Here is a 24,398-nt window from a genome sequence, read left to right on the forward strand (position 1 = left end):
TTTGTGGAGATAAATGTGAAACTAGGTGTAAAGCTGTTAGGGCTGATGAGCTGGGCTTTAATGGCCTCTGGCTGCGCGAATTTATCTGCGGGCAATCTGTTTAGCCATTACAGCAACCAGAATCAAGAAGTTTATCAAGCCGTTGTTGCAGGGGAATATGCCAAAGCAAAACAACTTCAATCAAGTGAAGTGGGTGGCGAGATACTTGGCAATTTTGAAAAAGGTCGTATCTCTTTTCTTGCTGAAGATTACCCGACAAGTTTGAATGCGCTAGAAAGCAGCGATCGTGCCGTACGTGTCCAACAAGATCGAGCGACGATATCTGTGTCAGACACGGCAACGAGCGTCGGCTCTCTCGCAGTGAACGACAATCTCCAAGATTATCATCCCGCCGATTACGAACTTGGCTTTTTGCACCTGTATCTAGGACTAAATTACTTACAGAAAAACGATTTAGAAGGGGCACTAGTTGAAGTGCGTCGAGCTAATCAAGTTCAGGAAGCAGCAAGAAAGGCGCGTGAAAAAGAGCTAAAAGCAGCAGAGAAAGACCTTAACAAGCAAGGCATGTCTGCCAATTTAGGCAGTGTGTTAGCGAACTACCCTGATGCTGGTAAAAAACTAAGCGCGGTACAAAATGGTTATCTGTTCTATCTTTCTGGCTTGTTATATGAAGCGTCGCGAGACTTAAACAGTGCTTATGTTGATTACCGACGAGCACTCGCTGTAATGCCAGACAACAAGCAAGTTGTGGAAAGCACCTTATACGCTGCTAAGAAGCTGGGCATGCGTGAAGACTTGCGCATGCTAGAGAAGCGGTATGGCAAAGCACCTTCTGGATTAACTCAGTCACAAGGGCGAGTCATCGTTATTGATGAGCAGGGTGTTGTTGAGGCGATGAAAGGGTGGCGTATTGATTTACCGATTTACGACAGTCGCGATAATGGCGCGATTTATTCGTTGGCGCTTCCTTATTATCAGAACCGAGGTGCTCAACGTTTTAGCGATGTTGTTTTAAATGGTCAGGTATTGCCTTCCAGTACGCTGACTGATGTTAATGCGATGGCGCAAAACGATCTTAATGAACGTCTTACTACAATAGTGATCCGTCAAGCTCTTCGTGTTTGGGCAAAAGATCGAATCCGAAAAGAGGCGGCGAAAAAAGGCGATGATGTGGGCAACATACTTTTCAATGTATGGAACACATTGACCGAACAGCCAGATACAAGAAGTTGGCAAACATTGCCAGCGCAAGTGAAAACGGCTTCAAAAATCGTGAAACCGGGAACACAAAGTTTAAACTTGGGTGATCAAACCTATCAGTTTGAAGTGCCTGCACAGCAGACTACATTGGTATGGGTATCTCGTCAGGGAGCACACTCAACCGTGTGGCATAAACAGCTAGGGAGACTGTAATGAAAGCATGGCTTGTTTGTTTAGCAATGGCTATTGGTTTAGTTGGATGCGCCGAAAACACGGCTGGTATTCGAATTGATGGCCAAACGCAAAAAGTATTTTTTAATGATAACGTTTTAGGTAGTCGCTTATTAGTTGACAACATCACCACCACTTACGTTGATGATCGCCCACGAGGAGTCGTGCAGCTGAGTAGCAATTACAAAGGTGATCAGCACATTCTTTACCGATTTTATTGGTATGACAACAATGGTTTAGAAGTGAATACCAAACCTGGTCCGTGGCGAAAAATGATTGTGCGAGGATTTGAGCAAGTCACGTTATCTGAAGTTACTGTGAATCCAAATGGCACAAAATTCCGTGTGCAAATTAGAGAAGCACAAGACGATTAATCTTAACGGCTCTGCCGAAGCTGCCGCGCTAACGATGCGCTGGTATTGAAAAACTAAGGAACTCTCATGAAAAAAAGTATTATTGCTCTTTTAGGTCTTGCCGTCATTTTAGGTGGCTGTTCTAACAAAGTCTCTTACGGCGATGCGCAAGCAACAGAAACCACGACTATCGATTTTGGCTCAACAGATTTACAAAAAATCGCGGCTGAAATGGTGGATAGCATGATGATGTCGGGCTCTGTAGCAGCAATTACTCGTGACCAACGTCCTATCGTTTTTGTTGAGCGAATTAAGAACAAAACCAGTGAACATATTGACACTGAATCCATTACTGACACGATCTCTACTAAGATGTTGAACTCAGGTAAGTTCCGTTTTGTTGATATGGATCGTGTTGAGTCTGTGCGTGAACAACTTAACTTCCAAAACACGGATGAGCTTGTTAACCAAAGCACAGCTATCCAATTTGGTAAAATGGTTGGTGCTCAATACATGCTTTACGGCAACCTATCTAGCATTGTGAAAAATGCAGGTAGCGATAAAGATGTATACTACAAGATGACCATGCGCCTAATGGACCTAGAAACAGGTTTGATTGAGTGGGCGGATGAAACTGAAATTCGTAAAGCGCAATCTAAGAGCCTATTCGGTCTTTAATCGAACAGGGTGGAGAAGTCATCAATGGCATGGTTTTCTTGGCAACAAGCAAAACAGTTAGATCCGAGTCTTAATGCTCTCGATGGCTTCTTTACGGAGCCTCCGGTAAAAGTACAAACTGTTACCGGGGGGCTAACCAACCGCTGTTGGCGGTTGGAATCTTCTCAAGGCCTTACATACATCTGGCGACCGACCAGTCATGTCTGCAAGGCTTTTTCAATTTCTCGTCACAGTGAATATCAAGTGCTGAATGCAGTCTCTTCATTGGAAATTGGCCCCAAGCCAGTTTTTATTCATGAGCAAGGGTTGCTGGTGGAATGGATAGAAGGAGAGGCACTGACGGAATCAGGCTTAGCACTAAGCAATTTATTATCCATTGCGGCGAAGATTCATCAATATCCGATAAGCGCAATTCCTTTGGTTCCATTTTCATATATTTCTCGCATCGATCATTATTGGCTTGAGCTTGATGGTCAGTATGTGGGTACGGAGTTTGAGGCTTTGTACATGAAGTGGCGCACGGAACCGAACGTTGCACCTGTTCCGCTTGCCCTATGTCACTTCGATCTGGGGTGTTACAACCTAGTGCGAGGGGAGAATGGGGTGAAAGTCATTGATTGGGAGTATGCCGGGATTGCTGACCCTAGGCTTGATTTGACCTTAACTATTCAGGTCGCGAATGCGCCTGTGGAAGAAGCGGTGAAGCAGTATTGCCAAATTCGCGGTATCGAAGATGTGTCTCTTTGGCTGAGAGGTGTACACGCTTGGCAACCAAGAACCTTGGTGATGGCGATGCTCTGGTATCTACTTGCCTATAAATTGTGGGGAGATGAACAATACTTAAACAGTGCGTATGAGTTGAAAGGCTCATTGTGTATGGAAGATCACTGTTTTGAGAACTCGTGATATTTTCCCCTTTAACAGTAAGGAAATAGTGGTAGTTTTAATAAAAGTACCAGATACACACAGGGAGAGGTACACATGATTATTTACTTACACGGTTTTGACAGTACAAGCCCGGGTAACCACGAAAAAGTTCTTCAACTGCAATTTATCGACGACGACGTTCGTTTTATCAATTACAGCACCCTTCACCCAAAGCACGACATGCAACACTTGTTAAAAGAAGTGTCTAAAGTTATCGATCAATCTGATGACCCAAACCCGTTAATCTGTGGGGTTGGTTTAGGTGGTTACTGGTCTGAGCGAATTGGTTTTCTATGCGGTATCAAGCAAGTGATGTTCAACCCGAACTTGCACCCAGAAAAAACGATGGCTGGTCGAATCGATCGCCCAGAAGAGTACGAAGATATCGCAACAAAATGTGTTGATCAGTTCCGAGAGAAAAATCAAGCGCACTGCTTAGTGATTCTCTCAAAAGATGATGAAGTGCATGACAATTCGAAAACGGCAGCTGAGTTAGAAAAACACTATCAAATCATTTGGGATGAAACTCAGTCTCATAAGTTCAAAAAAATCTCTCATCATTTACAAGCGATAAAGGCATTTAAAAATACTTATTAATGTTGAGTGTAGACAGTAAAGCGGCGTTTTTATCGGCTGCTTTGCTGCGATTCCTTCTCTTGAGTATGCCGAGCCACTGTCTCTTTGAAAGGCACATTTTCTTGGTTTAACGCTTTGAATATTGTGTTCTCCTTACCGTTTTCTTACTTCCCTCCTATGTAGCACGAACACCTTGTTGTAGAGTAGTCGAAAAGTAGTCAATCCGTACTCGTTACACGGATTTTGGTTGCCTTCAAAGTTGGTCTCTATATAATGAACCGGACTAAAATAATTTGATAAATATCAAAAAAAATTGAGAGCGAGTAATAAACTTGCCCAAAAACTTCTGGCGTCGTATGCGTACCAGATAAACATGCCAAACCCTGACAAGTCATTGATAGATAAAGAATCAAAGTGGGTGGTAGTTTTTTAATCCAAGTAATTGAGACACCTCTAAGAACCAAGAATTCATCGGTTGGATGGATGCCACAAATGTTTGTGAGTCATGCATCGAGCTGAACCCCATATATTCATTTTTGTAGAGGAAAATCATTGTGACACGCATTATCGTTGTAGGCGGCGGTGCAGGTGGTCTTGAGTTGGCAACTAAGCTTGGTCGAACTCTAGGTCGCAAAAACCGTGCGCGAATTACGCTAGTCGATCGAAAAGCGAGCCACTTGTGGAAGCCATTATTGCATGAGGTTGCTACAGGTTCTTTGGACGAAGGAGTAGATGCACTGAGCTATCGAGCTCATGCAAAAAACCACAGCTTCGACTTCCAAATGGGTAGTCTTCAAGACATCGACCGTGAACGTAAAGTGATCATCTTAAGTGAGCTTAAAGACGAACACGGTGAACTTCTTATGCCAAGCCGTGAGCTAGAATACGACATTCTAGTGATGGCGATTGGCTCGACATCAAACGACTTCAACACGCCTGGCGTTCGTGAAAACTGTATTTTCCTAGACAGCCCTGAGCAAGCACACCGTTTCCGTACAGAAATGAACAACGAGTTCCTAAAGCTGCACGCGAAAAACGGTAACGGTACGGTCGATATTGCGATTGTTGGTGCTGGTGCAACTGGCGTTGAACTATCAGCTGAGTTACATAATGCTGTTAAAGAGCTGCGCACTTATGGCTTCGGTGATCTTGATTCTAGCAAGTTGAACGTCAATCTGATTGAAGCAGGTGAGCGTATTTTACCAGCGTTACCTCCACGTATTTCTTCTGCTGCTCATCAAGAGTTGGTGAAGTTGGGCGTAAACGTGCGCACCGCCACTATGGTGACTAAAGCTGAAAAAGATGGCCTTACTACAAAAGATGGTGAGAAGATCCCAGCTCAAATCATGGTTTGGGCTGCGGGTATCAAAGCTCCAGACTTTATTAAAGATATCGCTGGCTTAGAAACGAACCGTATCAATCAGCTTGTAGTGAAAAACACACTACAGACAACACGAGATGATGACATCTTTGTTATTGGTGACTTAGCACAATGCACCCAGTCTGACGGTTCGTTCGTGCCGCCACGCGCTCAAGCTGCACACCAAATGGCAAGCCAGGCATTTAGTAACATCGTCGCGAAGATCAACGGGCGCGAGTTGAAAGACTATGTATATAAAGATCACGGTTCATTAGTGTCTCTAAGTCGCTTCTCAACCGTTGGTAGTCTGATGGGGAACCTAACTAAAGGGTCGATGATGGTAGAAGGCCGTATTGCTCGTGTCGTTTACATCTCATTGTATCGCATGCACCTAATGGCGTTGCACGGTGTATTCAAAACCGGTCTGATGATGCTCGTCGGCCGCATTAATCGCGTGCTGCGTCCAAACCTTAAGCTGCACTAAGGTTTTAAATCCACTCTGTGTGGATGTGTTGTATCTTAAAAAATGCAGAAGCCACCACAAGTCGGTGGCTTTTTGTTTATGTTAGATCTGTCGGTAAAAGTGAGTACACAACGCCATCTTTAGGCTTACCATGAAAAATAAACCGGTTTCTGGCGATGGCTTCTTTTTGTGCACCGACGGACTCAATTAAGGCTTGGCTAGCTTCGTTGTCGGGGTCACAAACAATCTCTAGTCGAGTTAAACTTAGCTTTGCGAAGCAGAATTCTGCTAAGGCTTTAACGGCTTCTTGGGCATAGCCTTGCCGTTGATAGCGGTCGGCAACCCAGTAACCAATACCCGCCATATTAAACGTATGATATAACTCATTAACCGCTGCCATTCCAACCAAAGTGTTACTTTGCCGCTCATAGATACCGAAACCAAAAGCCTCAGTTTTGACCCAGTTAAGACGGGTTGCTAACAGAAAGTCCTGCGCGGTTTTCAATGTGACGTTTTTATCACACCAGTCAAGCCATTGGTGCAGCGAAGGGGATTCTGCAAGTAATCGTTGTAGTGAATGTGCTTCTTCAGCAGGGATGAGCTTGAGCGCTAAGCGGGGCGCAATGATTTCAAAGTCTGGACTCATGAACTAATACGACTTCCATGTTGAGTGTAAGTAAATTGAAAGCTGTCTATTTATACTTGAACGCAGCTATTTTCCTTGCTCTGCGTTGGTTAGGAATAACTGAGGTATAGCAGATAAAAACAAAGCGCAGCTTTGCTGCGCTTTGTCGAACTGCTCGTGCTTATCGAACCCGACGAACTTGAATGATCATACCCATCAACGGGTTATCTAGGTAATGAGTCTCGCTGCTACGCATACGACGTTTTTGATCCATTCGATAACTCTTCAGGAATTTCTCTTCGGTTACTGTCGGCGATATTTCTGCCAAGTTACCGACTTGGACGTTACCATCTACTTCACCTAAGTCATCCGCCAATTGCTCTGTTGAGGTTGGTTCAAAACGCACCTCTCTAACACTTGGTTCGCGCAGATCTAGTGTTGTTTCGGCGAAGAGGAAATGCTGTACGTATATTTGGAATCGACCATCTAGTTCATATAAAGGACCATTGACCGTCTCTTCACTGTAACCGTCGCTGGAAAATGTTTGATTGCCATTGATTGGGCGGCCATCTGCTTGATAAGAATCAGAGAAATCTCGCCCGCCAACGATGCGGAAAATTGGGGCGCTAGATTTACCTCGGTCACCTTGACGCCAGGCTACGTGTTTAAGCACTTTAAAGCCGGCATGATTATTTAGTGCCGCTTCTTGCGCGTTGAGACGGAAAGAAGAACTTGGCAAAAGCGTCACGCCTTTAGAGCGGCGGTAGGATTCACTCTCTAGGCTACCGACATTTTCCATATCGATTTTTGGCAGTTGATTCGGCCAAGATTCTGTTGTGCTTTCAGCGTCGACTGCTCGCTTGAAAATGATCACTTCAATATCAAATTGGCGCTGTGCCCAAGAGGGCATTGAGACACATAGAAGCAATAACGGGATCAGTATTCTCATTCGACTATTAGCTCGTTGGTAATAAATTCTGTTTAAAATCATTCAGTAAGTCTTGAACAAACTGAATGCGTTTACGTCGGTCCACCAATGGTACGCTAAACTTGAACTTAGTTGGACCTTCCATTGCAAATTTTTGCGGCTGTGATTGCAGCAGTTTAACTAAATACGCTGGATTTATGTCAGCATCAGGGTAAAACTCGATAAATCCACCTTTATCATGGGCTTCTATCTTTTTCGCTTTTAAACTACCAGCCGAAATTTTCAATTCTGAGACGGCAAGTAAGTTCTTTGTTGCGTCTGGAAGCAGACCAAAGCGATCAATCAGTTCCACTTTTAGCTCTGATAGTTCATCACTGCTTGTGACACTCGCAATGCGTTTGTACATCGACAGTCGTGTGTTTACATCCGGAATGTAATCATCTGGTAAGAGCGCTGGGATTCGCATTTCCACTTCAGTTTGCTCACGAAGCAGCTCATCCAAAGATGGCTCCTTGCCTTCTTTTAATGCTTGCACTGCTTGTTCCAGCATTTCCATATAAAGTGTAAAACCAACGGATTGAATTTGCCCACTTTGCTCATCACCAAGCAGCTCACCAGCACCACGGATTTCTAAATCGTGGGTTGCTAACGTAAAGCCAGCACCTAAGTCTTCCAGTGAAGCAATCGCATCAAGACGCTTGATGGCATCTTTGGTCATGGCTTTTGGATGTGGCGTTAATAAGTAAGCATAGGCTTGATGGTGCGAACGTCCAACACGGCCACGTAATTGATGCAACTGCGCCAAGCCAAGATTGTCCGCACGATCCATGATTATGGTATTCGCCGTTGGTACGTCGATACCGGTTTCGATGATGGTTGTACACACCAACACATTAAAGCGCTGATGGTAGAAGTCATTCATGATTCGCTCAAGTTCGCGCTCGCGCATTTGACCATGAGCCACGGTAATGCGTGCCTCTGGGATGAGTTTCTGTAAGTCTTCTGCCGTTTTTTCAATGGTTTCAACCTGATTGTGCAGGAAGTAAACCTGACCACCACGCATAATTTCACGCAGTACCGCTTCACGGACCACTGGCTCTTCTTTTTGTCGAACAAAGGTTTTAATGGCTAAACGGCGTGCAGGAGGTGTCGCGATGATCGACAGGTCTCGCATGCCACTCATTGCCATATTCAGTGTGCGTGGAATTGGTGTTGCGGTGAGGGTAAGAATGTCCACATCCGCACGCATTGCTTTGACTTTTTCTTTTTGACGAACCCCAAAGCGGTGTTCCTCATCAACGATCAACAAACCTAAATCTTTGAATTTAATGTCGCTCGAAAGCAGCTTATGCGTACCAACGACAATATCGACTTTACCATCGGCAACGTCTTGCAGAATGACTTTTTGTTCTTTGGCAGATTTAAAACGAGACAGTACTTCAACTCGGATTGGTAAGTTGGCAAAACGGTCACGGAAGTTTTCGAAATGCTGCTGAGCAAGCAAGGTTGTTGGTACGAGTACGGCGACCTGTTTACTGTTATCCGTTGCGACAAATGCTGCGCGCATAGCGACTTCCGTTTTACCAAAGCCCACGTCACCACACACTAAGCGATCCATCGCTTTTGCCTGGCACATGTCTGACAAGACGGCATTGATGGCCATCGCTTGGTCATCTGTTTCTTCAAACGGGAATGTTGCTTTAAATGTTGCGTATTGCCCACGATCTAGCTCAAATTTGAAGCCAGGTTTTAATTCTCGTTTAGCATACACATCCAGCAATTCTGCCGCGACATCACGCACTTTTTCTGCCGCTTTACGACGTGCTTTTGCCCACGCTTCACCACCTAATTTATGCAGTGGCGCACTCTCTTCAGCGCCGCCAGAATAACGGCTGATAAGATTCAGTGATGAAACTGGCACGTAGAGCTTGGCATCGTTTTGATACTCAAGAGTGACGTATTCCGTTTTCATACCACCGGCTTCAAGTGTTTGTAAACCGATGTAGCGGCCAATACCGTGATCAATATGAACCACAGGTTGACCGGGTTTTAGTTCCGCAAGATGGCGAATAACGGTGTCACTGTTGACAGCTTTTTTATCTTTGCGGCGTCGCTGGATAACACGGTCACCGAGTAGATCACTTTCGCAGATCAGAGCGAAGTTCAGCTCTTCGTGAATGAAACCATGCTCTGCTGCGCCTAAGATCAAGCTGAATCGATCACCCGAGTCTAGAGCTTGGTAAAGTGAGCCATGTACGACTGGCCGAACTTTGATGCCTTGCAACAGCTCCGTTAGTGCTTCACGACGACCTTCTGACTCTACCGAGAAAACGATTTTTCCGCTGAATTGCTCACTAAACTGACGAAGGCGCGAGAGCGGCTCTTTATTTTGTTGCTGAACGCCAAGCTCGGCTAACGATTGTACGGGTAGGTTTTGACGACCGGCACGCTTAACCACTTTATCTAGGCCCAATTGAGCGATAGGGAGCTGTTTTAGTTGACTGAAAAGTTCGTCTTTTTTCAACCAAAGCTGTTCAGGAGTCAAAAGAGGACGCAACGGATCAACTTTTTTCTGGTCGTATCGATATTCGACATCGGTTAAGAAAGTATCGACCGCAGATTCGATATCACCATATGTGATGACTTGAGAGTCTTCTGGCAAATATTCAAATAAAGTCTCGGTATGGTCAAAAAACAACGGCTGCCAATACTCAATACCAGCGGGCCACGTGCCTTTGGTCACTTGCATGTAGATTGATTCAGGCTCGCGGCGTGCGTCGAACTGGGTGCGCCAACGTGTACGGAAATCTTCAATCGCTTCTTTAGTGGTTGGGAACTCATGTGCAGGCAGCAATTGGATTTGCTGAATATCGTCGATAGAGCGTTGGTTCTCTGGATCAAACGTGCGAATGGTATCTATTTCATCATCAAAGAAGTCGATGCGGTACGGGTCATTGCTGCCCATAGGAAAGAGATCCAGAATAGACCCACGACTTGCATATTCACCTGGTCCAAATACTTGATCTACATGGCGGTAGCCAGAATTTTCAAGTTGTACACGTAACTTCTCTAGCGAGAGCCGATCACCAGTTTTCACCATTAAAGTGTGTTGCAACAGAAAATCACGTGGCGATTGGCGTTGCAATACTGTACTGACCGGGACGATGGTTATGCCATCACGTTGACTTGGCAGTTGGTATAGGCGTGCGATACGTTCAGAGATGATTTCTTGATGCGGAGAAAAGTTATCGTAAGGCAGCGTTTCCCAGTCGGGGAACAGGCTTACCGTTTGGTCGGTGAATTGCTCAATCTCTGCCTGAAGCTTTAAAGCGATTTGCGGGTCAGGCACAACGAGTAGCGAGTGACTCGAATGCTGCTTGGCTAGCTCTGCAATGGCTAGAGGTAGAGCTGCGCCCGGCAAATTACCTAGCTGTTTTTTGTCGCCACGCTCTGAAGGGTTGGTGACGGAAAGAATCGTTGCTTTTGTCATAGGAATTATTTTTTATCTCGCTCCATCGAGCGCTGACGTAAAAGTTTTTGTTGTTGATACAGTGCCGCCTTTATCAGTAAATCTTGATCAGATTCTCGGAGCATCTTGTATCTAAGCGTGATAATGAAATCTTGCTCTGAAGCATCACATTCTTCTACTTGAGCGTAACAGTAAATCGCCGCAGCAGGGTGATCGAGGAACAGTTTAACACGAACGAGTTGTTGAGTAGTTAACGCTGTATCTGAGCGGAAACTGAGTTGACTAGCACCAAACTGCGTCGTTTGATATCGAATGGAGGCGTCATCTTGTTGTGAAAGCATAAAGCTCAACAAGAGGTTAAGTTTCGCGTTTTGCGTATCAAGCAAGTTGATCACATGCTTTAACTCTTTGTTTTTCAGCTCTAGACGCGCGTTGTCTGCCAACATATCTAAGTGACTAAATTCACTGGCGACAATAAATGGTGCTGGAATTTCGGAGGCAAATGTTTCTTCATCTGGCAAAGCAAAGTCCGCACTCAACGTTTCGACGTTGATGGTGAGGTTATGATGGACGGTAAAGTATTCTTGCTCTGTCATATAGTCGATCCTTTTGCCAGTGAGCGCTCCCTGTTCACTCAACAAACAAAGAGAAATAGGGCACTGATTATCGCTAACTGAATGAAGTTATCAAGTTTAGCTGATTTGTCCTTGAACTTTTTGCCCTAAATACAGACTTATTGCATGTCGTTGACAAATTTAGCGATTCTCTTGTCTTCTTAATGAGAAGAGTAAGGTAAGATAATCCGCTAAAGCTTTATATCAAAACAACCAGTTGGTTTGTCTTATATGTATCATCCTATCTCATTGTTTATTGGCTTAAGGTATCTTCGGGGACGCTCTGGAGATAGGTTCAGCCGATTTGTTTCTTATATGTCGACGGCGGGTATTACGATCGGTGTAATGGCGTTGGTGACGGTTCTTTCTGTGATGAACGGGTTTGAATCGCAGTTAAAAGAACGCATTTTAGGTGTGCTACCTCATGCCGTTGTTTCGCAACACGATGGAAAAACGCCTATGACCGAGTCTGCTCCTCCATTTGTTCAAGCGATGTCGAGTGAATCCCAGCCGGAGCCTATCGTTAGAGGAGAGGCTGTTATTCAGAGTTCTGCACAGCTGACGGCTGGTTACCTCATCGGTATTGAACCTAAGAAAGGCGATCCGATTAGCAACCATTTGATTGCCGGACGATTATCGTCACTTCAAGCAGGTGACTACAATGTATTTTTGGGTCACAGTTTGGCACGTTCACTAAAGGTCTCAATCGGGGATAAAGTACGCTTGATGGTGACCAACGCGACGCAGTTTACCCCACTTGGTCGTATTCCTAGCCAGCGAAACTTCACTGTCTCAGGCATTTTCAATACGGGATCGGACGTTGATGGTCAATTAATGATTGTGAACATGACGGATGCATCTAAGCTGATGCGTTTCCCTAAAGACACGGTTTCTGGTTGGCGTGTCTTTTTCTCTGACCCATTTATGGTGACGGATTTTGCTGACCAACCCATGCCTGATGGATGGGAATGGAGTGATTGGCGCGAACAGCGTGGTGAGCTTTTCCAAGCGGTGAAAATGGAAAAGAACATGATGGGACTTATGCTAGGTCTAATTGTGGGTGTCGCTGCATTCAATATTATCTCCGCTTTAATCATGGTGGTAATGGAGAAGCAATCAGAAGTCGCAATATTGAAAACTCAAGGCATGACTCAATCTCAAGTGATGACCATTTTCATGGTGCAAGGTGCAAGCAGTGGTGTAATTGGCGCGATTGTTGGTGGCGCTGCGGGCGTGATCTTGTCACTTAATCTAAATGCGATTCTTGAATCTGCTGGTGTGGCGCTATTCAGCTTTGGTGGTCATCTACCCATCTTGATTGATTCACTGCAAATTCTTTTAGTGGTGGTATTGGCGATTGCTCTTAGCCTTGCTGCTACGCTTTATCCTTCTTATCGAGCATCTTCTGTTAAACCTGCTGAGGCACTTCGCTATGAATAAGCTATTAGAATGTCGTGATATTCGTAAAGTCTACCGAGAGGGTTCGTTAGATACGGAAGTGTTGAAAGGCGTAAGTTTCGATATCGACAAAGGGGAGTTGGTTTCTATTGTTGGCTCTTCTGGTTCGGGAAAAAGTACCTTATTGCATATTTTAGGTGCGTTAGATGACGCAACTCATGGTGAAGTTGATTTTCTAGGGCAAAACCTATCAGCTTTGAGCTCGAACAAACAGGCGGCATTACGCAACAAGCACCTTGGTTTTGTATACCAGTTTCATCACTTGTTGGCTGACTTTACTGCGCTTGAAAATGTGGCGATGCCACTGATGATTGGCGGTGCTAAAGTAGCGGATGCAAAACAGGCGGCTAAAGCGCTGTTAGATAAAGTTGGTTTGAGTCATCGGATACAACATAGACCCTCCGAGTTATCGGGCGGTGAGCGTCAGCGTGTTGCGATTGCGCGTGCATTGGTGAATAAACCTGATCTGGTCTTGGCTGATGAACCTACGGGGAACTTAGATCACAATACGGCACTGTCTATCTATGATTTGATGCGCGAGCTCAATAAAGAGTCAAACATTGCATTTTTGGTTGTCACGCATGACAAAGAGCTGGCAGCAAAAATGGATCGTCAAATGCACATGCAAGATGGTTTGCTCGTAGATCGTTTTGTGACTGATACAGCATCTGCGGAGGGCTAGTTTTGTTTACCTCTTTAGCTTTGATGATTGGTGGTCGCTTCAGTCGAGCGAAAAAGCGCAACAAGATGGTGTCTTTTATATCGCTTTCTTCGACTATTGGTATTGCGGTTGGCGTTGCCGTGATTATTATCGGTTTGTCTGCAATGAATGGCTTTGAGCGCGAGCTGCAGTCGCGTGTGTTGTCTGTGATTCCACACGGCGAGTTAGAAGGTGTTAATGGACCACTTCATAACTACACCAAAACGATGAATCAAGCTCTAAAACATGAACATGTTGTTGCGGCAGCACCGTACGTTCGTTTTACGGGTTTGGCAGAAAAAGGTAGTAAGCTAAAAGCGATAGAAGTTCGTGGCGTAGAGCCTACTTTCGAGCAAGCGGTGTCGAGCTTATCGAATTTTATTGACCAAGAAGCTTGGCAAAACTTTTATGCCGGTCAGCAGCAAGTGATCTTAGGCCGAGGTGTAGCAAACGAGCTAAATGTCGCCGTGGGGGATTACGTTACGTTGATGATTCCGCAAGCAGGCGGCGCAAATAAAGTGCAGGCTCCTAAGCGTGTGCGCGTGAAGGTGTCAGGATTCTTAACGTTGAATGGCCAAATCGACCACTCTCTAGCGTTAGTACCATTAGCGGATGCTCAGCAATACGCGAGATTAGGGGAAGGGGTCACTGGCATTTCACTAAAAACGGACGATGTTCTCAATGCACCTACGATCGTTCGCGAGGTTGGTAGCATGGTTGATGTTTATGTGTATTTGAAAAGCTGGCAGCAAAAGTTTGGTTTTTTGTATCGCGATATTCAGCTCGTGCGCACCATTATGTACTTGGTGATGGTACTGGTGATTGGCGTGGCATGTTTTAATATTGTGTCTACGTTGATGATGGCAGTGAAAGACCGAGCGGCGGAAATCGCAATTTTGCGAACAATGGGAGCAAAAGATAGCCTAATCAAACGGATCTTTGTTTGGCAAGGTGTATTCTCTGGTGTATTTGGCAGTCTCGTCGGCAGTGTTATCGGTGTCTTAGTGGCGTTAAACCTGACTCCGTTAATTAAAGGGTTAGAGAGCTTAATTGGTCATCAGTTTTTATCGGGCGATATTTACTTCGTCGACTTCTTACCATCACAACTACACTGGCCAGATGTGGCATTGGTGTCAGTGACGGCGATAGTGCTTAGTTTACTTGCGACGTGGTATCCTGCTTCTCGTGCCGCAAGGTTGAATCCGGCGGCTGTACTGAGTTCTAAATAGCTGATTGTTTTACAATATGCGAAAAACAAAAAAAGGACCGAATTCGGTCCTTTTTTGTATTTATCCGACTTGAGTAACATCGCGTTTCATTCTAACTGTTAGATGCCCCTCAACTGATAGCTCAAATGCTGATTTTTACGCAGTAAGGTCTTATCTTATTTTGCGTTTTTGCCAGCTCCGTACCACTGAGTAGCGCCAAAGCCCTCGAATTCCGAAGTAGCCAATAATCGCGGATACAACCCCACAAATTGCGCAGCCCAATAGAAATGGAGGTCCAATGGTGCTCATTTGCTGCATGATGAATTCCCACGATAGTTCAAAGTGAAAAGGTTGCGGGGGAAGACGCATCACTAGAGCACCTAGCTTGTACGCAAAGTAAAATAGCACAGGCATAGTGATAGGGTTGCTGATCCATACTAAAGCGACGGAGAGGGGCAGATTGACACCCAACATAATGGCCAAGCCAGCGGCCATGATCATTTGGCTCGGCAGCGGAACAAAAGCCATAAATAACCCGACAGCAAAAGCCCCTGATGCCGAGCGGCGGTTTAAGCACCACAAGTTCGGGTTGTACAACACATTGCCGAAGACCTTCAATGCTTTTTGGCGTTTGATCAATTCATGATCTGGCATGAAGCGTTTTATCAGCTTTCTAGGCATAGGACAGCATGACTCTCTCAGAAAAAAGTTGGACCTTGGCGTTATTTGTAGCGAGCGTAATCTCGTCGGCTTGGTGGCCGACAATACCAGATTGGCGTTGGTTGCTGCTGGGAATAATAACCACTGGCTCAATAATCAAATTACGTCGTGGCTTAATTAGCATAGGCGCAATTGCGGGCTTTATGGTTGTCATCGTCCACGGCAATGTATTGGAGTCTCAGAGACAAGCCCTTTTTCAAGCAGGGGAGAATATTACCATAATTGGTAAAGTTGACAGCCCTTTTACGCAAATAAGTCACGGTTATGAAGGTATTGTCGCTATAGAAGCGGTAAATTCTCAAACTCTGTTACCTTTTCTTAAACCTAAAATCCGTCTTATTACGCCTTTTCCACTCGATGTTAACAGTGAGTTTACGACATCCATCTCGTTAAAGCCGATTACAGGTCTACGCAACGAAGCTGGCTTTGATGCTGAAAAGCACGCGATGGGTAAAAATACTATCGCCCGAGCGGTTGTTAACAAAGACGCTAAGTGGATTGTTCGTTCTAATGTATCTCTGCGTCAATCCATTATTGCCGATGTCGCTGATGATGTGTCTTCCCTTCATCATTTCTCGTTAATAAGTGCGTTAGTTTTTGCTGACCGTTCTTGGTTGTCTAAGGAAGATTGGCAAGCGCTCAGGGACAGTGGTTTACTGCATTTGGTCTCCATTTCTGGTTTACATATTGGTATGGCGTTTACTTTTGGGCTAGTCGTGGGCGGTACCGTTCGTTATCTATTACCCCAATACCAGTTGTTACCTAGCTTATATGGGCTGATCTTCGCTGTTGCCTACGCTTGGTTAGCGGATTTCTCTCTGCCTACTACGCGAGCAGTGTCGGTATGCGTTGTTTACGTTCTCCTGAAGTATACTCTAGTGCACTGGACTTCTTGGCGAGTTCTTTTGCTTGCAGTATCTCTACAACTGCTTGTCCAACCTTTTGCATCCTACAGTATGAGCTTTTGGTTATCATACCTCTCCGCTTGTGCGGTATTGTTCGCAATTAATTTGATTCGACATCAAAGGGGAGGTTGGAAAGCGCGATTAAAAGCGTTATTGCTTACTCAATTGATGTTGAGCGCTTTAATCGTACCTGTTAGTGGCCATTTCTTCTCCGGTTTTAGTTTGTCCTCAATAGCCTACAACTTGGTATTTATTCCTTGGTTCGGATTTATCGTTGTACCTTTGATGTTTCTAGCCCTGTTCTCATCTTTGTTTCTTGAAATGATAGCGAAGCCTCTGTGGCATTTGGTGGACTGGTCATTACAGCCATTGAGCACGTCAATACAGTACGCAATAGGTTCTTGGCAACCTATTAGCATGGAAATGACAATGCTGGTTATGGCGATAGTGGTTTGCTTAATATTTCAACGGTTCATGTCTCAGTACGCGTGGTATTTGTTACTCGGCATCGTTATTAGTATCAAGCTTGCATCGGAGTATGAACCGCATTGGCGTATCGATGTATTAGATGTAGGTCATGGCCTTGCAGTGGTTGTAGAAAAAGACGACAAGGTGTTGCTGTATGACACTGGTAAAGCATGGCAAAGCGGCAGTATCGCAGAGCAGGTCGTCACTCCGGTTTTGCATCAACGAGGTTATGAAAGCATAGATACACTGATTCTAAGCCATTCCGATAATGATCACGCAGGCGGCCGCTTTTTCATTGAAGATGCCTTTTCTCCACAGCGTAAACTTAGTAGTCAATTCTTTATCGGATATGAGCCTTGCACTAGAGGCGACCAATGGAAATGGCAAGGATTAAAGATGGAAGTACTCTGGCCTCCTGCACTTGTTCAACGTGCGTATAATCCGCACTCCTGTGTATTACGACTTACTGACCCTATTTCTAACTTTAGTATGCTTTTTACTGGTGATATTGAGGCCATTAGCGAGTGGATTTTGCTTAGAGAACCCGGAAAGTTACAAAGTGATGTGATGCTAGTCCCTCACCACGGGAGTAAAAGTTCATCGAATCCTCGATTTATTGAGGCGGTGAGCCCGAGTGTGGCGGTTGCTTCTTTAGCAAAAAACAATCGATGGGGAATGCCAGCGGAAAATGTCGTTGCTTCATACCGAAAACTTGGCATTACTTGGCTTGATACTGGTGAGGGTGGTCAGGTAAGCTTCTTTATTCACCGTGATAATTGGCGCTCAGAAACCAAACGTAGCGATACATTTGAGCCTTGGTATAGGCAGATGCTGCGTAAGGGAGTAGAATGAGAGTCTTAATGTAAGAAAATAAAGCACTTCTATGTCGATAAATACTGATGAAACGACTTGGCAGACGTTTAAGCGTCTATGGCAATTTATTCGCCTTTATAAGTCAGGTCTTGTCGTTGCAGTCATTGCATTAGTTATTAATGCCATATCAGATACCTATATGATTTCCCTGCTAAAACCACTACTCGATGAAGGTTTTGGGAACGCTGAATCTGATTTTTTACGCACGCTTCCATTGATTATTTTTGCCATGATGTTCATCCGTGGCATAAGTGGATTTGTCTCCACCTATTGTTTGAGCTGGGTATCTGGCAACGTAGTTATGCAAGTCCGTCGCATGGTGTTCAATCACTTTATGCATATGCCAGTATCTTATTTTGATAAGGAAAAGACGGGCAACTTATTGTCGCGTATAACCTACGACTCAGAGCAAGTATCAGCGGCAACTAGCCAAGCGTTGGTGAGCATTGTGCGTGAAGGCGCAAGTATCATTGGTCTGTTAGTTTTGATGTTTTACAACAGCTGGCAATTGTCGCTAGTGCTGTTTGCTGTTGCTCCCGTTGTAGCATGGGGTATTGGTGTTGTTTCTAAACGTTTTAGAAAAATATCCAAAAATATGCAGACCATGATGGGTAACGTAACTGCATCAGCAGAGCAGATGCTGAAAGGCCATAAAGTTGTGTTGAGCTATGGCGGCCAAGACATCGAACGTAAACGATTTGAAAAAGTCAGCAACCAAATGCGTCAACAAAGCATGAAGTTGGTGACGGCTCAAGCGGCGGCTAACCCTATCATCCAAATGATTGCATCACTTGCAATTGTTGCCGTTCTTTATTTAGCAAGTATTGATTCGATTAAAGAGCAACTGACTCCAGGTACATTTACTGTTGTGTTCTCTGCAATGTTTGGTCTGATGCGCCCACTTAAAGCGCTGACTAACGTTACTTCTCAGTTCCAACGTGGTATGGCCGCGAGCCAAACGCTCTTCGCGTTAATTGACCTCGAGCCTGAGAAAAACGAAGGTAAGTTGACAGTTGAACGCGCAAATGGCGATGTTTCAGTTAAAAACGTAAGCTTTACTTACACTGGTGCAGAAAAACCAGCATTGGAAAATGTCAGCTTCGATATTCCAAGAGGAAAAACGGTGGCGCTAGTTGGCCGTTCTGGCTCAGGTAAAAGTACCATCGCGAACTTGTTCAACCGCTTCTATGATGTTGACAGTGGATCTATCACATTAGATGGGCATGATATTCGTGATTACGAGCTAAAGAATTTACGTCAGCAATTTGCACTAGTATCGCAAAATGTTCATTTGTTTAATGACACGATAGCAAACAATATTGCGTACGCAACGGATGGCCAATACGAGCGCAGTGATATCGAGAAAGCGGCAACACTCGCGCATGCGATGGAGTTCATCGGCAAAATGGATGATGGACTTGATACCATGATTGGTGAAAATGGTGCTAGCTTGTCTGGTGGTCAACGCCAACGTGTTGCGATTGCGCGAGCTCTATTGCGTGATGCTCCAGTGCTGATTCTTGATGAGGCAACTTCGGCTTTGGATACCGAATCCGAGCGAGCTATTCAAGCTGCACTTGATGAGCTGCAAAAAGACAAAACGGTACTTGTAATAGCGCACCGCTTATCCACAATCGAGAAAGCCGATGAAATTCTTGTGGTTGATGATGGTGCCATCATTGAACGTGGCAACCACGCTGAGCTTATTGAGAAAAATGGTGCGTATGCACAATTGCACCGTATTCAGTTTGGTGAATAAGCGCGGTGATTGAAAAAATCTGGTTTGAAAACCATCCAATAAAATACCTCTTGTGGCCGCTTTTGTGGCCACTGAGTTTATTATTTGGAGCGATAAGCAAGTCAAAGCGAAAGCAATACCAAACTGGCCGCAAGCAAGCTTATAATGCGCCTATACCTGTTGTTGTGGTTGGCAATATCACTGCTGGTGGCAATGGTAAAACACCAGTTGTTGTGTGGCTTGTTGAGCAACTACAGCAAATGGGCTTTAAGCCGGGGGTTGTTTCTCGTGGTTATGGGGCAAAGGCTCCTGCCTATCCGTTAGTGCTAAAAGAAGATACGCCAGCGAAGCATTGTGGCGATGAACCTAAGTTGATTCATCGCCGTACAGGAGCACCTGTTGCGGTAGATCCTGTGCGTTCAAATGCAGTGAAAGCACTGCTAGATTTGGATGTGGATATCATAATTACGGATGATGGATTACAACATTATGCGTTAGGCCGTGATATTGAGTTAGTGATTGTGGATGGGAATCGCCGGTTTGGGAATGAAAGCCTGATTCCATTAGGTCCTTTACGTGAAGGTATTGAGCGACTTAAAGAAGTCGACTTTATCATCACCAATGGCGGTCAAGCGCATACGGGCGAAATCGCAATGGCTTTAGCACCCTCTAAAGCTATTAATCTTAAGACTACGCAACATGTGGATGTCTCGGAGTTGAAAGATCTCGTCGCATTTGCGGGCATTGGGCATCCTCCGCGTTTTTTTCATACACTAAACTCGATGGACGCAGATGTTAAAGTCACAAAAGGTTTTGCTGACCATCAAGACTTTGATCAACAAGAATTAGAAGCATTGGCTCAACAAGGGACCAATGTGATTATGACCGAGAAAGATGCCGTCAAGTGCAGCCATTATGCGCAAGATAATTGGTGGTATCTGCCTGTATCTGCCCAGTTTGAATCAAACGATGCAGAGCAAATTTTAAATAGAATAAAAGAGGTTAAAGCGGCTTATGGATCACCGTCTACTTGAGATTGTAGCTTGCCCTGTTTGCAAAGGTAAGCTGACGTACGATAAAGATAATCAAGAGTTGATCTGCAAATTGGATCGCCTTGCTTACCCGATCAAAGAGGGTATTCCAGTTCTGCTAGAGCCTGAAGCTCGCACTATGAGCATGGATGAGGGACGCTAATGTCTTTTACGGTTGTCATCCCTTCGCGCTACGCATCGAGCCGTTTGCCTGGTAAACCGCTAGCGGATATTGGTGGTAAGCCTATGGTTCAGTGGGTTTATGAACAAGCGCTACAAGCGGGTGCGGAAGATGTCATCGTTGCAACTGATGACGAGCGTGTTGCGAAAGCGGTTTCGTCATTTGGTGGTAAAGTTTGTATGACCTCTCCCCACCACGAATCAGGTACGGAGCGTCTTGCCGAAGTTGTTGAAAAGATGGCTATTCCGTCAGACCACATTATTGTTAATGTGCAAGGGGATGAGCCTTTGATTCCGCCGTCCATCATTCGTCAGGTTGCTGATAACTTATCTGGGTGTGAAGCCCCGATGGCGACGTTAGCTGTAGAAATAGACTCGGAAGAGGAAGTGTTCAACCCGAACGCTGTTAAAGTTGTCGCAGATGAGCAAGGCTATGCGTTGTACTTTAGTCGAGCAACCATCCCTTGGGATCGCGATAGCTTTGCTAAACAAGACAAAACTATTGCCAACCCATTAATGCGTCATATTGGTATTTATGCTTATCGAGCTGGTTTCATTAATACGTATGTCAACTGGGCACCAAGTGCATTAGAGCAGATTGAGTGTCTTGAGCAACTGCGAGTGCTTTGGTACGGTGAAAAAATTCATGTGGCGGTAGCGAAAGAGGCACCAGCGGCAGGGGTTGATACGCCCGAAGACCTAGAAGCCGTGCGCGCGATTGTTGCAAAGCAAGCGTAACAAATGCTCATATAGATTTAAGAATAAACAAGGCTCCTGAATTAGGAGCCTTTTTGTTTTACTTGTATCGCGGTATTAGTTAAATATTAGTGTCGTATTGGTTCCGTTTAGGGCAGGTTGCTAACACTTCTCGGTGACCGGTGTCTTTCACTTCTTGGAGAATGACATCAAAGCCCCATAATCGGTACACGTGCTTTAGAACTTCTTCGTAACTATCATCAAGTGGGATGCGGTTGTGAGGAACGTACTGCAACGTAAGCGATCTATCACCACGGACATCGACATTAAACACCTGAATGTTTGGCTCAAGATTAGATAAGTTATACTGAGCAGCTAAGGTTTCTCTAATGCGTTTATAACCCATCTCATCGTGTATCGCAGCGACTTCAATAAAGTTCTTATGATCATCATCGTTGATCGCAAACAGCTTGAAATCACGCATTAATTTCGGAGAAAGGTATTGGCTAATAAAGCTTTCATCTTTGAAATTATGCATCGCGAAATGCACTGCATCTAACCAGTCGGTTCCTGCTAGGTCTGGAAACCACTCTTTGTCCTCATCAGTTGGTTCTTCACAGATACGCTTAATATCTCGGAACATGGCAAAGCCTAACGCGTAGGGGTTAATGCCATTAAAGTAAGGACTGTTATAAGGCGGCTGAGCCACGACACTGGTGTGGCTATGTAAGAACTCTAGAATGAATTTTTCAGACACCAAGCCCTCATCATAAAGATGGTTGAGTATGGTGTAGTGCCAGAACGTTGCCCAGCCCTCATTCATAACTTGCGTTTGTTTTTGCGGATAAAAATACTGACTGATCTTACGGACGATCCGAACAACTTCACGTTGCCACGGCTCTAGCAACGGCGCATGTTTTTCGAAGAAGTAGAGCAAGTTTTCCTGAGGCTCGCTTGGGAATCGCTCTTTAATGTCTTCCTCTTTCGTCTTGGCTGTCGGTACCGTGCGCCAAAGCTCATTAACTTGAGATTGTAGGTATGCTTCGCGTTCTTCTTGTCTTGCTTTTTCCTCTGTAATTGAGATTTTCTCTGGACGCTTGTAGCGGTCTACACCAAAGTTCATTAACGCGTGACAAGAGTCGAGCAGCTTTTCCACTTCTTTTACGCCATATCGTTCTTCACATTCGGCTAAGTACTTTTTGGCGAACAGCAGATAGTCGATAATAGAACTGGCGTCAGTCCACGTTTGGAATAGGTAATTACCTTTGAAAAAAGAGTTATGGCCGTAACACGCGTGCGCTATAACGAGTGCTTGCATTGTTACCGTATTTTCTTCCATCAAATAAGCAATACAAGGGTCGGAGTTAATCACAATCTCGTAGGCTAGCCCCATTTGACCATGTTTATAGTTCTGCTCTGTTTGGATGAATTTTTTACCAAATGACCAGTGATTGTAATTGATTGGCATGCCGATACTTGAGTAGGCATCCATCATCTGTTCTGAAGTAATCACTTCTATTTGGTTAGGGTAAGTGTCTAGGCGATAATGCTCCGCGACACGCTTAATTTCTTTGTGGTATCGCTCTAACAGCTCAAATGTCCAATCTGGTCCATCTGGCAACACTTTACTGTTACGCTTCTTAGGCGCCTCTCCTGAGAGGTTTCTCGTTGCGGTATTCATCGCTAGCCTCCTTACGCCGTTTCTTTTTGGAATAGTTCACGAAAGACTGGGAAAATATCCTCCACAGAGCGAATGTTTTTCATTGCGAAATTAGGAAACTCTTCAGTGAGTTTTTCGTACTCATGCCATAGAGTTTGGTGCGAGCGCCGTGTGATCTCTATGTAAGAGTAGTACTGACAGTTTGGAAGTAATTTGTTCACTAATAGATCCCGGCACCTTGGCGAATCATCTGCCCAGTTGTCACCGTCGGATGCTTGAGCTGCATATATGTTCCACTGACCAATCGGGTATCGCTCTTTTACTATTTCATCCATTAACTTGAGTGCGCTAGATACAATGGTGCCCCCGGTTTCTTGTGAGTAGAAAAATTCGTGCTCGTCCACTTCCTTCGCTTGGGTATGGTGGCGGATAAAGACGACTTCGACATTCTCGTAGGTACGAGTTAAGAACAAGTACAAAAGAACATAGAAGCGTTTTGCGATGTCTTTCGTTGCCTGATCCATCGAACCGGATACGTCCATTAGACAGAACATGACCGCTTGGCTCGATGGTACCGGGCGTTTCTCATAGTTCTTGAAGCGTAAGTCGAAGGTATCGATGAACGGCACGCTTTCGATTTTCTTGCGCAGTTCTTCAATTTCAGCCTTCAAGCGGTTCTCTTCAAACTGCTGAGCAGGTTCAATATTTTTGATGCGAGCAAGTTCGTCTTCTAACTCTTTAAGAAGTCGTTTTTTACCGGCAGTCATTGCAGTACGGCGCGCAAGAGATTGTTGCAGAGAACGTACTACGGCGATATTGGAAGGGATACCGGCAGTTTGAAAGCCTGCACGGTGTGTTTTCCATTCAGTGATTTTGGCAATTTGGTTTTTTTCTAGATTAGGCAGCTCGAGATCTTCGAACAAAATATCGAGGTACTCATCTTTTGATATTTGGAATACAAATTCGTCTTGGCCTTCTCCATCTGGACTGGCGTTCCCTTCTCCTGAGCCGCTACCCTGACCGCCACCTTTGGGACGCTCAATTTTATCACCAGTAATAAATTGATCGTTACCGGGATGAACTCGTTCGCGAACACCACCTTTGCCTTGATGAAATATAGGCTCATTGATGTCTTTGTGAGGGATAGAGACGTCTTCGCCCGTTTCCGTATTCGTAATCGAGCGTCGATTCACTGCGTCTGCTACCGACTCTTTTATTTGCTCTTTGTGGCGCTTCAAGAAGCGCTGTCGATTAACAGCGCTCTTGTTCTTGCCATTGAGCCTTCGGTCTATAAATTGCGCCATGAAATAGCCCTCTTCATGTTTCACAAGCGACCT

21 protein-coding genes are annotated in these 24,398 nt (G+C 44.9%); 14 read left to right on the top strand and 7 right to left on the bottom strand.

Features of this window, described 5'->3' with window-relative positions; genetic code table 11:
* The first annotated feature begins 15 nt into the window (after positions 1-15).
* The 6 genes from R7Q11_RS07165 to R7Q11_RS07190 all read left to right on the top strand — a co-directional run bounded on the left by R7Q11_RS07165 (position 16) and on the right by R7Q11_RS07190 (position 5,809).
* Positions 16-1,413: a COG3014 family protein gene (locus R7Q11_RS07165; protein ID WP_025766940.1), complete on the top strand. Its 1,398-nt coding sequence runs from the start codon at positions 16-18 to the stop codon at positions 1,411-1,413.
* Entirely contained in the window at positions 1,413-1,805 is a 393-nt protein-coding gene (locus R7Q11_RS07170; RefSeq protein WP_005378469.1) for a YcfL family protein, read from the top strand. The genes R7Q11_RS07165 and R7Q11_RS07170 overlap by 1 nt, the downstream gene beginning before the upstream one ends.
* A gap of 66 nt (positions 1,806-1,871) precedes the next feature.
* The gene (lpoB, locus tag R7Q11_RS07175) at positions 1,872-2,462 is read left to right on the top strand and encodes a penicillin-binding protein activator LpoB (protein WP_005378467.1); all 591 of its coding nucleotides are present in this window, start codon (positions 1,872-1,874) and stop codon (positions 2,460-2,462) included.
* A 24-nt stretch (positions 2,463-2,486) separates the two neighbouring features.
* Positions 2,487-3,368 (top strand): thiamine kinase, encoded by an 882-nt coding sequence (thiK, locus tag R7Q11_RS07180; RefSeq protein WP_213891594.1) that lies wholly within the window; start codon positions 2,487-2,489, stop codon positions 3,366-3,368.
* Between the two features lie 75 nt (positions 3,369-3,443).
* Complete coding sequence (ycfP, locus tag R7Q11_RS07185) at positions 3,444-3,986, top strand: alpha/beta hydrolase YcfP (RefSeq protein ID WP_213891595.1); 543 nt, start codon at positions 3,444-3,446, stop codon at positions 3,984-3,986.
* A 533-nt stretch (positions 3,987-4,519) separates the two neighbouring features.
* The gene (locus R7Q11_RS07190) at positions 4,520-5,809 is read left to right on the top strand and encodes an NAD(P)/FAD-dependent oxidoreductase (RefSeq protein WP_025766937.1); all 1,290 of its coding nucleotides are present in this window, start codon (positions 4,520-4,522) and stop codon (positions 5,807-5,809) included.
* A 76-nt stretch (positions 5,810-5,885) separates the two neighbouring features.
* Here R7Q11_RS07190 and R7Q11_RS07195 read toward each other — a convergent pair whose 3' ends face one another.
* The 4 genes from R7Q11_RS07195 to R7Q11_RS07210 all read right to left on the bottom strand — a co-directional run bounded on the left by R7Q11_RS07195 (position 5,886) and on the right by R7Q11_RS07210 (position 11,406).
* Entirely contained in the window at positions 5,886-6,434 is a 549-nt protein-coding gene (locus tag R7Q11_RS07195) for a GNAT family N-acetyltransferase (RefSeq protein WP_213964253.1), read from the bottom strand.
* Positions 6,435-6,594: 160 nt separating this feature from the next.
* Entirely contained in the window at positions 6,595-7,362 is a 768-nt protein-coding gene (locus tag R7Q11_RS07200; RefSeq protein WP_225466330.1) for a peptidoglycan binding protein CsiV, read from the bottom strand.
* 7 nt (positions 7,363-7,369) lie between these two features.
* Entirely contained in the window at positions 7,370-10,831 is a 3,462-nt protein-coding gene (gene mfd / locus R7Q11_RS07205; RefSeq protein ID WP_225466331.1) for a transcription-repair coupling factor, read from the bottom strand.
* A 5-nt stretch (positions 10,832-10,836) separates the two neighbouring features.
* Positions 10,837-11,406 carry a hypothetical protein gene (locus R7Q11_RS07210; RefSeq protein ID WP_017634743.1) on the bottom strand — a complete coding sequence of 190 codons (570 nt, stop codon included), beginning with the start codon at positions 11,404-11,406 and terminating at the stop codon, positions 10,837-10,839.
* A 249-nt stretch (positions 11,407-11,655) separates the two neighbouring features.
* On the opposite strand from R7Q11_RS07210, the gene lolC reads away from it, so the two are divergent.
* The 3 genes from lolC to lolE are packed head-to-tail and all read left to right on the top strand — an operon-like array spanning position 11,656 to position 14,811.
* Positions 11,656-12,864 (top strand): lipoprotein-releasing ABC transporter permease subunit LolC, encoded by a 1,209-nt coding sequence (gene lolC / locus R7Q11_RS07215; protein ID WP_031778997.1) that lies wholly within the window; start codon positions 11,656-11,658, stop codon positions 12,862-12,864.
* On the top strand, positions 12,857-13,564 hold the full coding sequence (gene lolD, locus R7Q11_RS07220) for a lipoprotein-releasing ABC transporter ATP-binding protein LolD (RefSeq protein ID WP_025766931.1): 708 nt from the start codon (positions 12,857-12,859) through the stop codon (positions 13,562-13,564). Before lolC ends, lolD begins: the two co-directional genes overlap by 8 nt.
* A 2-nt stretch (positions 13,565-13,566) precedes the next feature.
* Complete coding sequence (gene lolE, locus R7Q11_RS07225) at positions 13,567-14,811, top strand: lipoprotein-releasing ABC transporter permease subunit LolE (protein ID WP_213886258.1); 1,245 nt, start codon at positions 13,567-13,569, stop codon at positions 14,809-14,811.
* A gap of 150 nt (positions 14,812-14,961) precedes the next feature.
* Here the strand turns inward: lolE and R7Q11_RS07230 are convergent, their stop codons facing one another.
* Positions 14,962-15,471, bottom strand: a complete 510-nt coding sequence (locus R7Q11_RS07230) for a DUF2062 domain-containing protein (RefSeq protein ID WP_005387834.1) — start codon at positions 15,469-15,471, stop codon at positions 14,962-14,964.
* 8 nt (positions 15,472-15,479) lie between these two features.
* Between R7Q11_RS07230 and R7Q11_RS07235 the strand changes: the two genes are divergently transcribed.
* Genes R7Q11_RS07235 through kdsB form a run of 5 tightly spaced genes read left to right on the top strand, consistent with a single transcriptional unit; the run spans position 15,480 to position 21,443 of the window.
* Positions 15,480-17,735, top strand: coding sequence for a DNA internalization-related competence protein ComEC/Rec2 (locus tag R7Q11_RS07235; protein ID WP_225466332.1), 2,256 nt, complete (start codon positions 15,480-15,482; stop codon positions 17,733-17,735).
* Between the two features lie 31 nt (positions 17,736-17,766).
* Positions 17,767-19,515: a lipid A ABC transporter ATP-binding protein/permease MsbA gene (gene msbA, locus R7Q11_RS07240; RefSeq protein ID WP_042522131.1), complete on the top strand. Its 1,749-nt coding sequence runs from the start codon at positions 17,767-17,769 to the stop codon at positions 19,513-19,515.
* Between the two features lie 5 nt (positions 19,516-19,520).
* Positions 19,521-20,528, top strand: a complete 1,008-nt coding sequence (lpxK, locus tag R7Q11_RS07245) for a tetraacyldisaccharide 4'-kinase (protein ID WP_225466333.1) — start codon at positions 19,521-19,523, stop codon at positions 20,526-20,528.
* Positions 20,509-20,688, top strand: a complete 180-nt coding sequence (locus R7Q11_RS07250) for a Trm112 family protein (protein WP_005378451.1) — start codon at positions 20,509-20,511, stop codon at positions 20,686-20,688. The genes lpxK and R7Q11_RS07250 overlap by 20 nt, the downstream gene beginning before the upstream one ends.
* Positions 20,688-21,443, top strand: a complete 756-nt coding sequence (gene kdsB, locus R7Q11_RS07255) for a 3-deoxy-manno-octulosonate cytidylyltransferase (RefSeq protein ID WP_054575460.1) — start codon at positions 20,688-20,690, stop codon at positions 21,441-21,443. The genes R7Q11_RS07250 and kdsB overlap by 1 nt, the downstream gene beginning before the upstream one ends.
* A 79-nt stretch (positions 21,444-21,522) precedes the next feature.
* Here kdsB and R7Q11_RS07260 read toward each other — a convergent pair whose 3' ends face one another.
* Complete coding sequence (locus R7Q11_RS07260; RefSeq protein ID WP_005378449.1) at positions 21,523-23,082, bottom strand: SpoVR family protein; 1,560 nt, start codon at positions 23,080-23,082, stop codon at positions 21,523-21,525.
* 11 nt (positions 23,083-23,093) lie between these two features.
* Entirely contained in the window at positions 23,094-24,365 is a 1,272-nt protein-coding gene (locus tag R7Q11_RS07265) for a YeaH/YhbH family protein (protein ID WP_005378448.1), read from the bottom strand.
* Positions 24,366-24,398: the final 33 nt, after the last annotated feature.

This window comes from Vibrio sp. 970, from assembly GCF_033339075.1.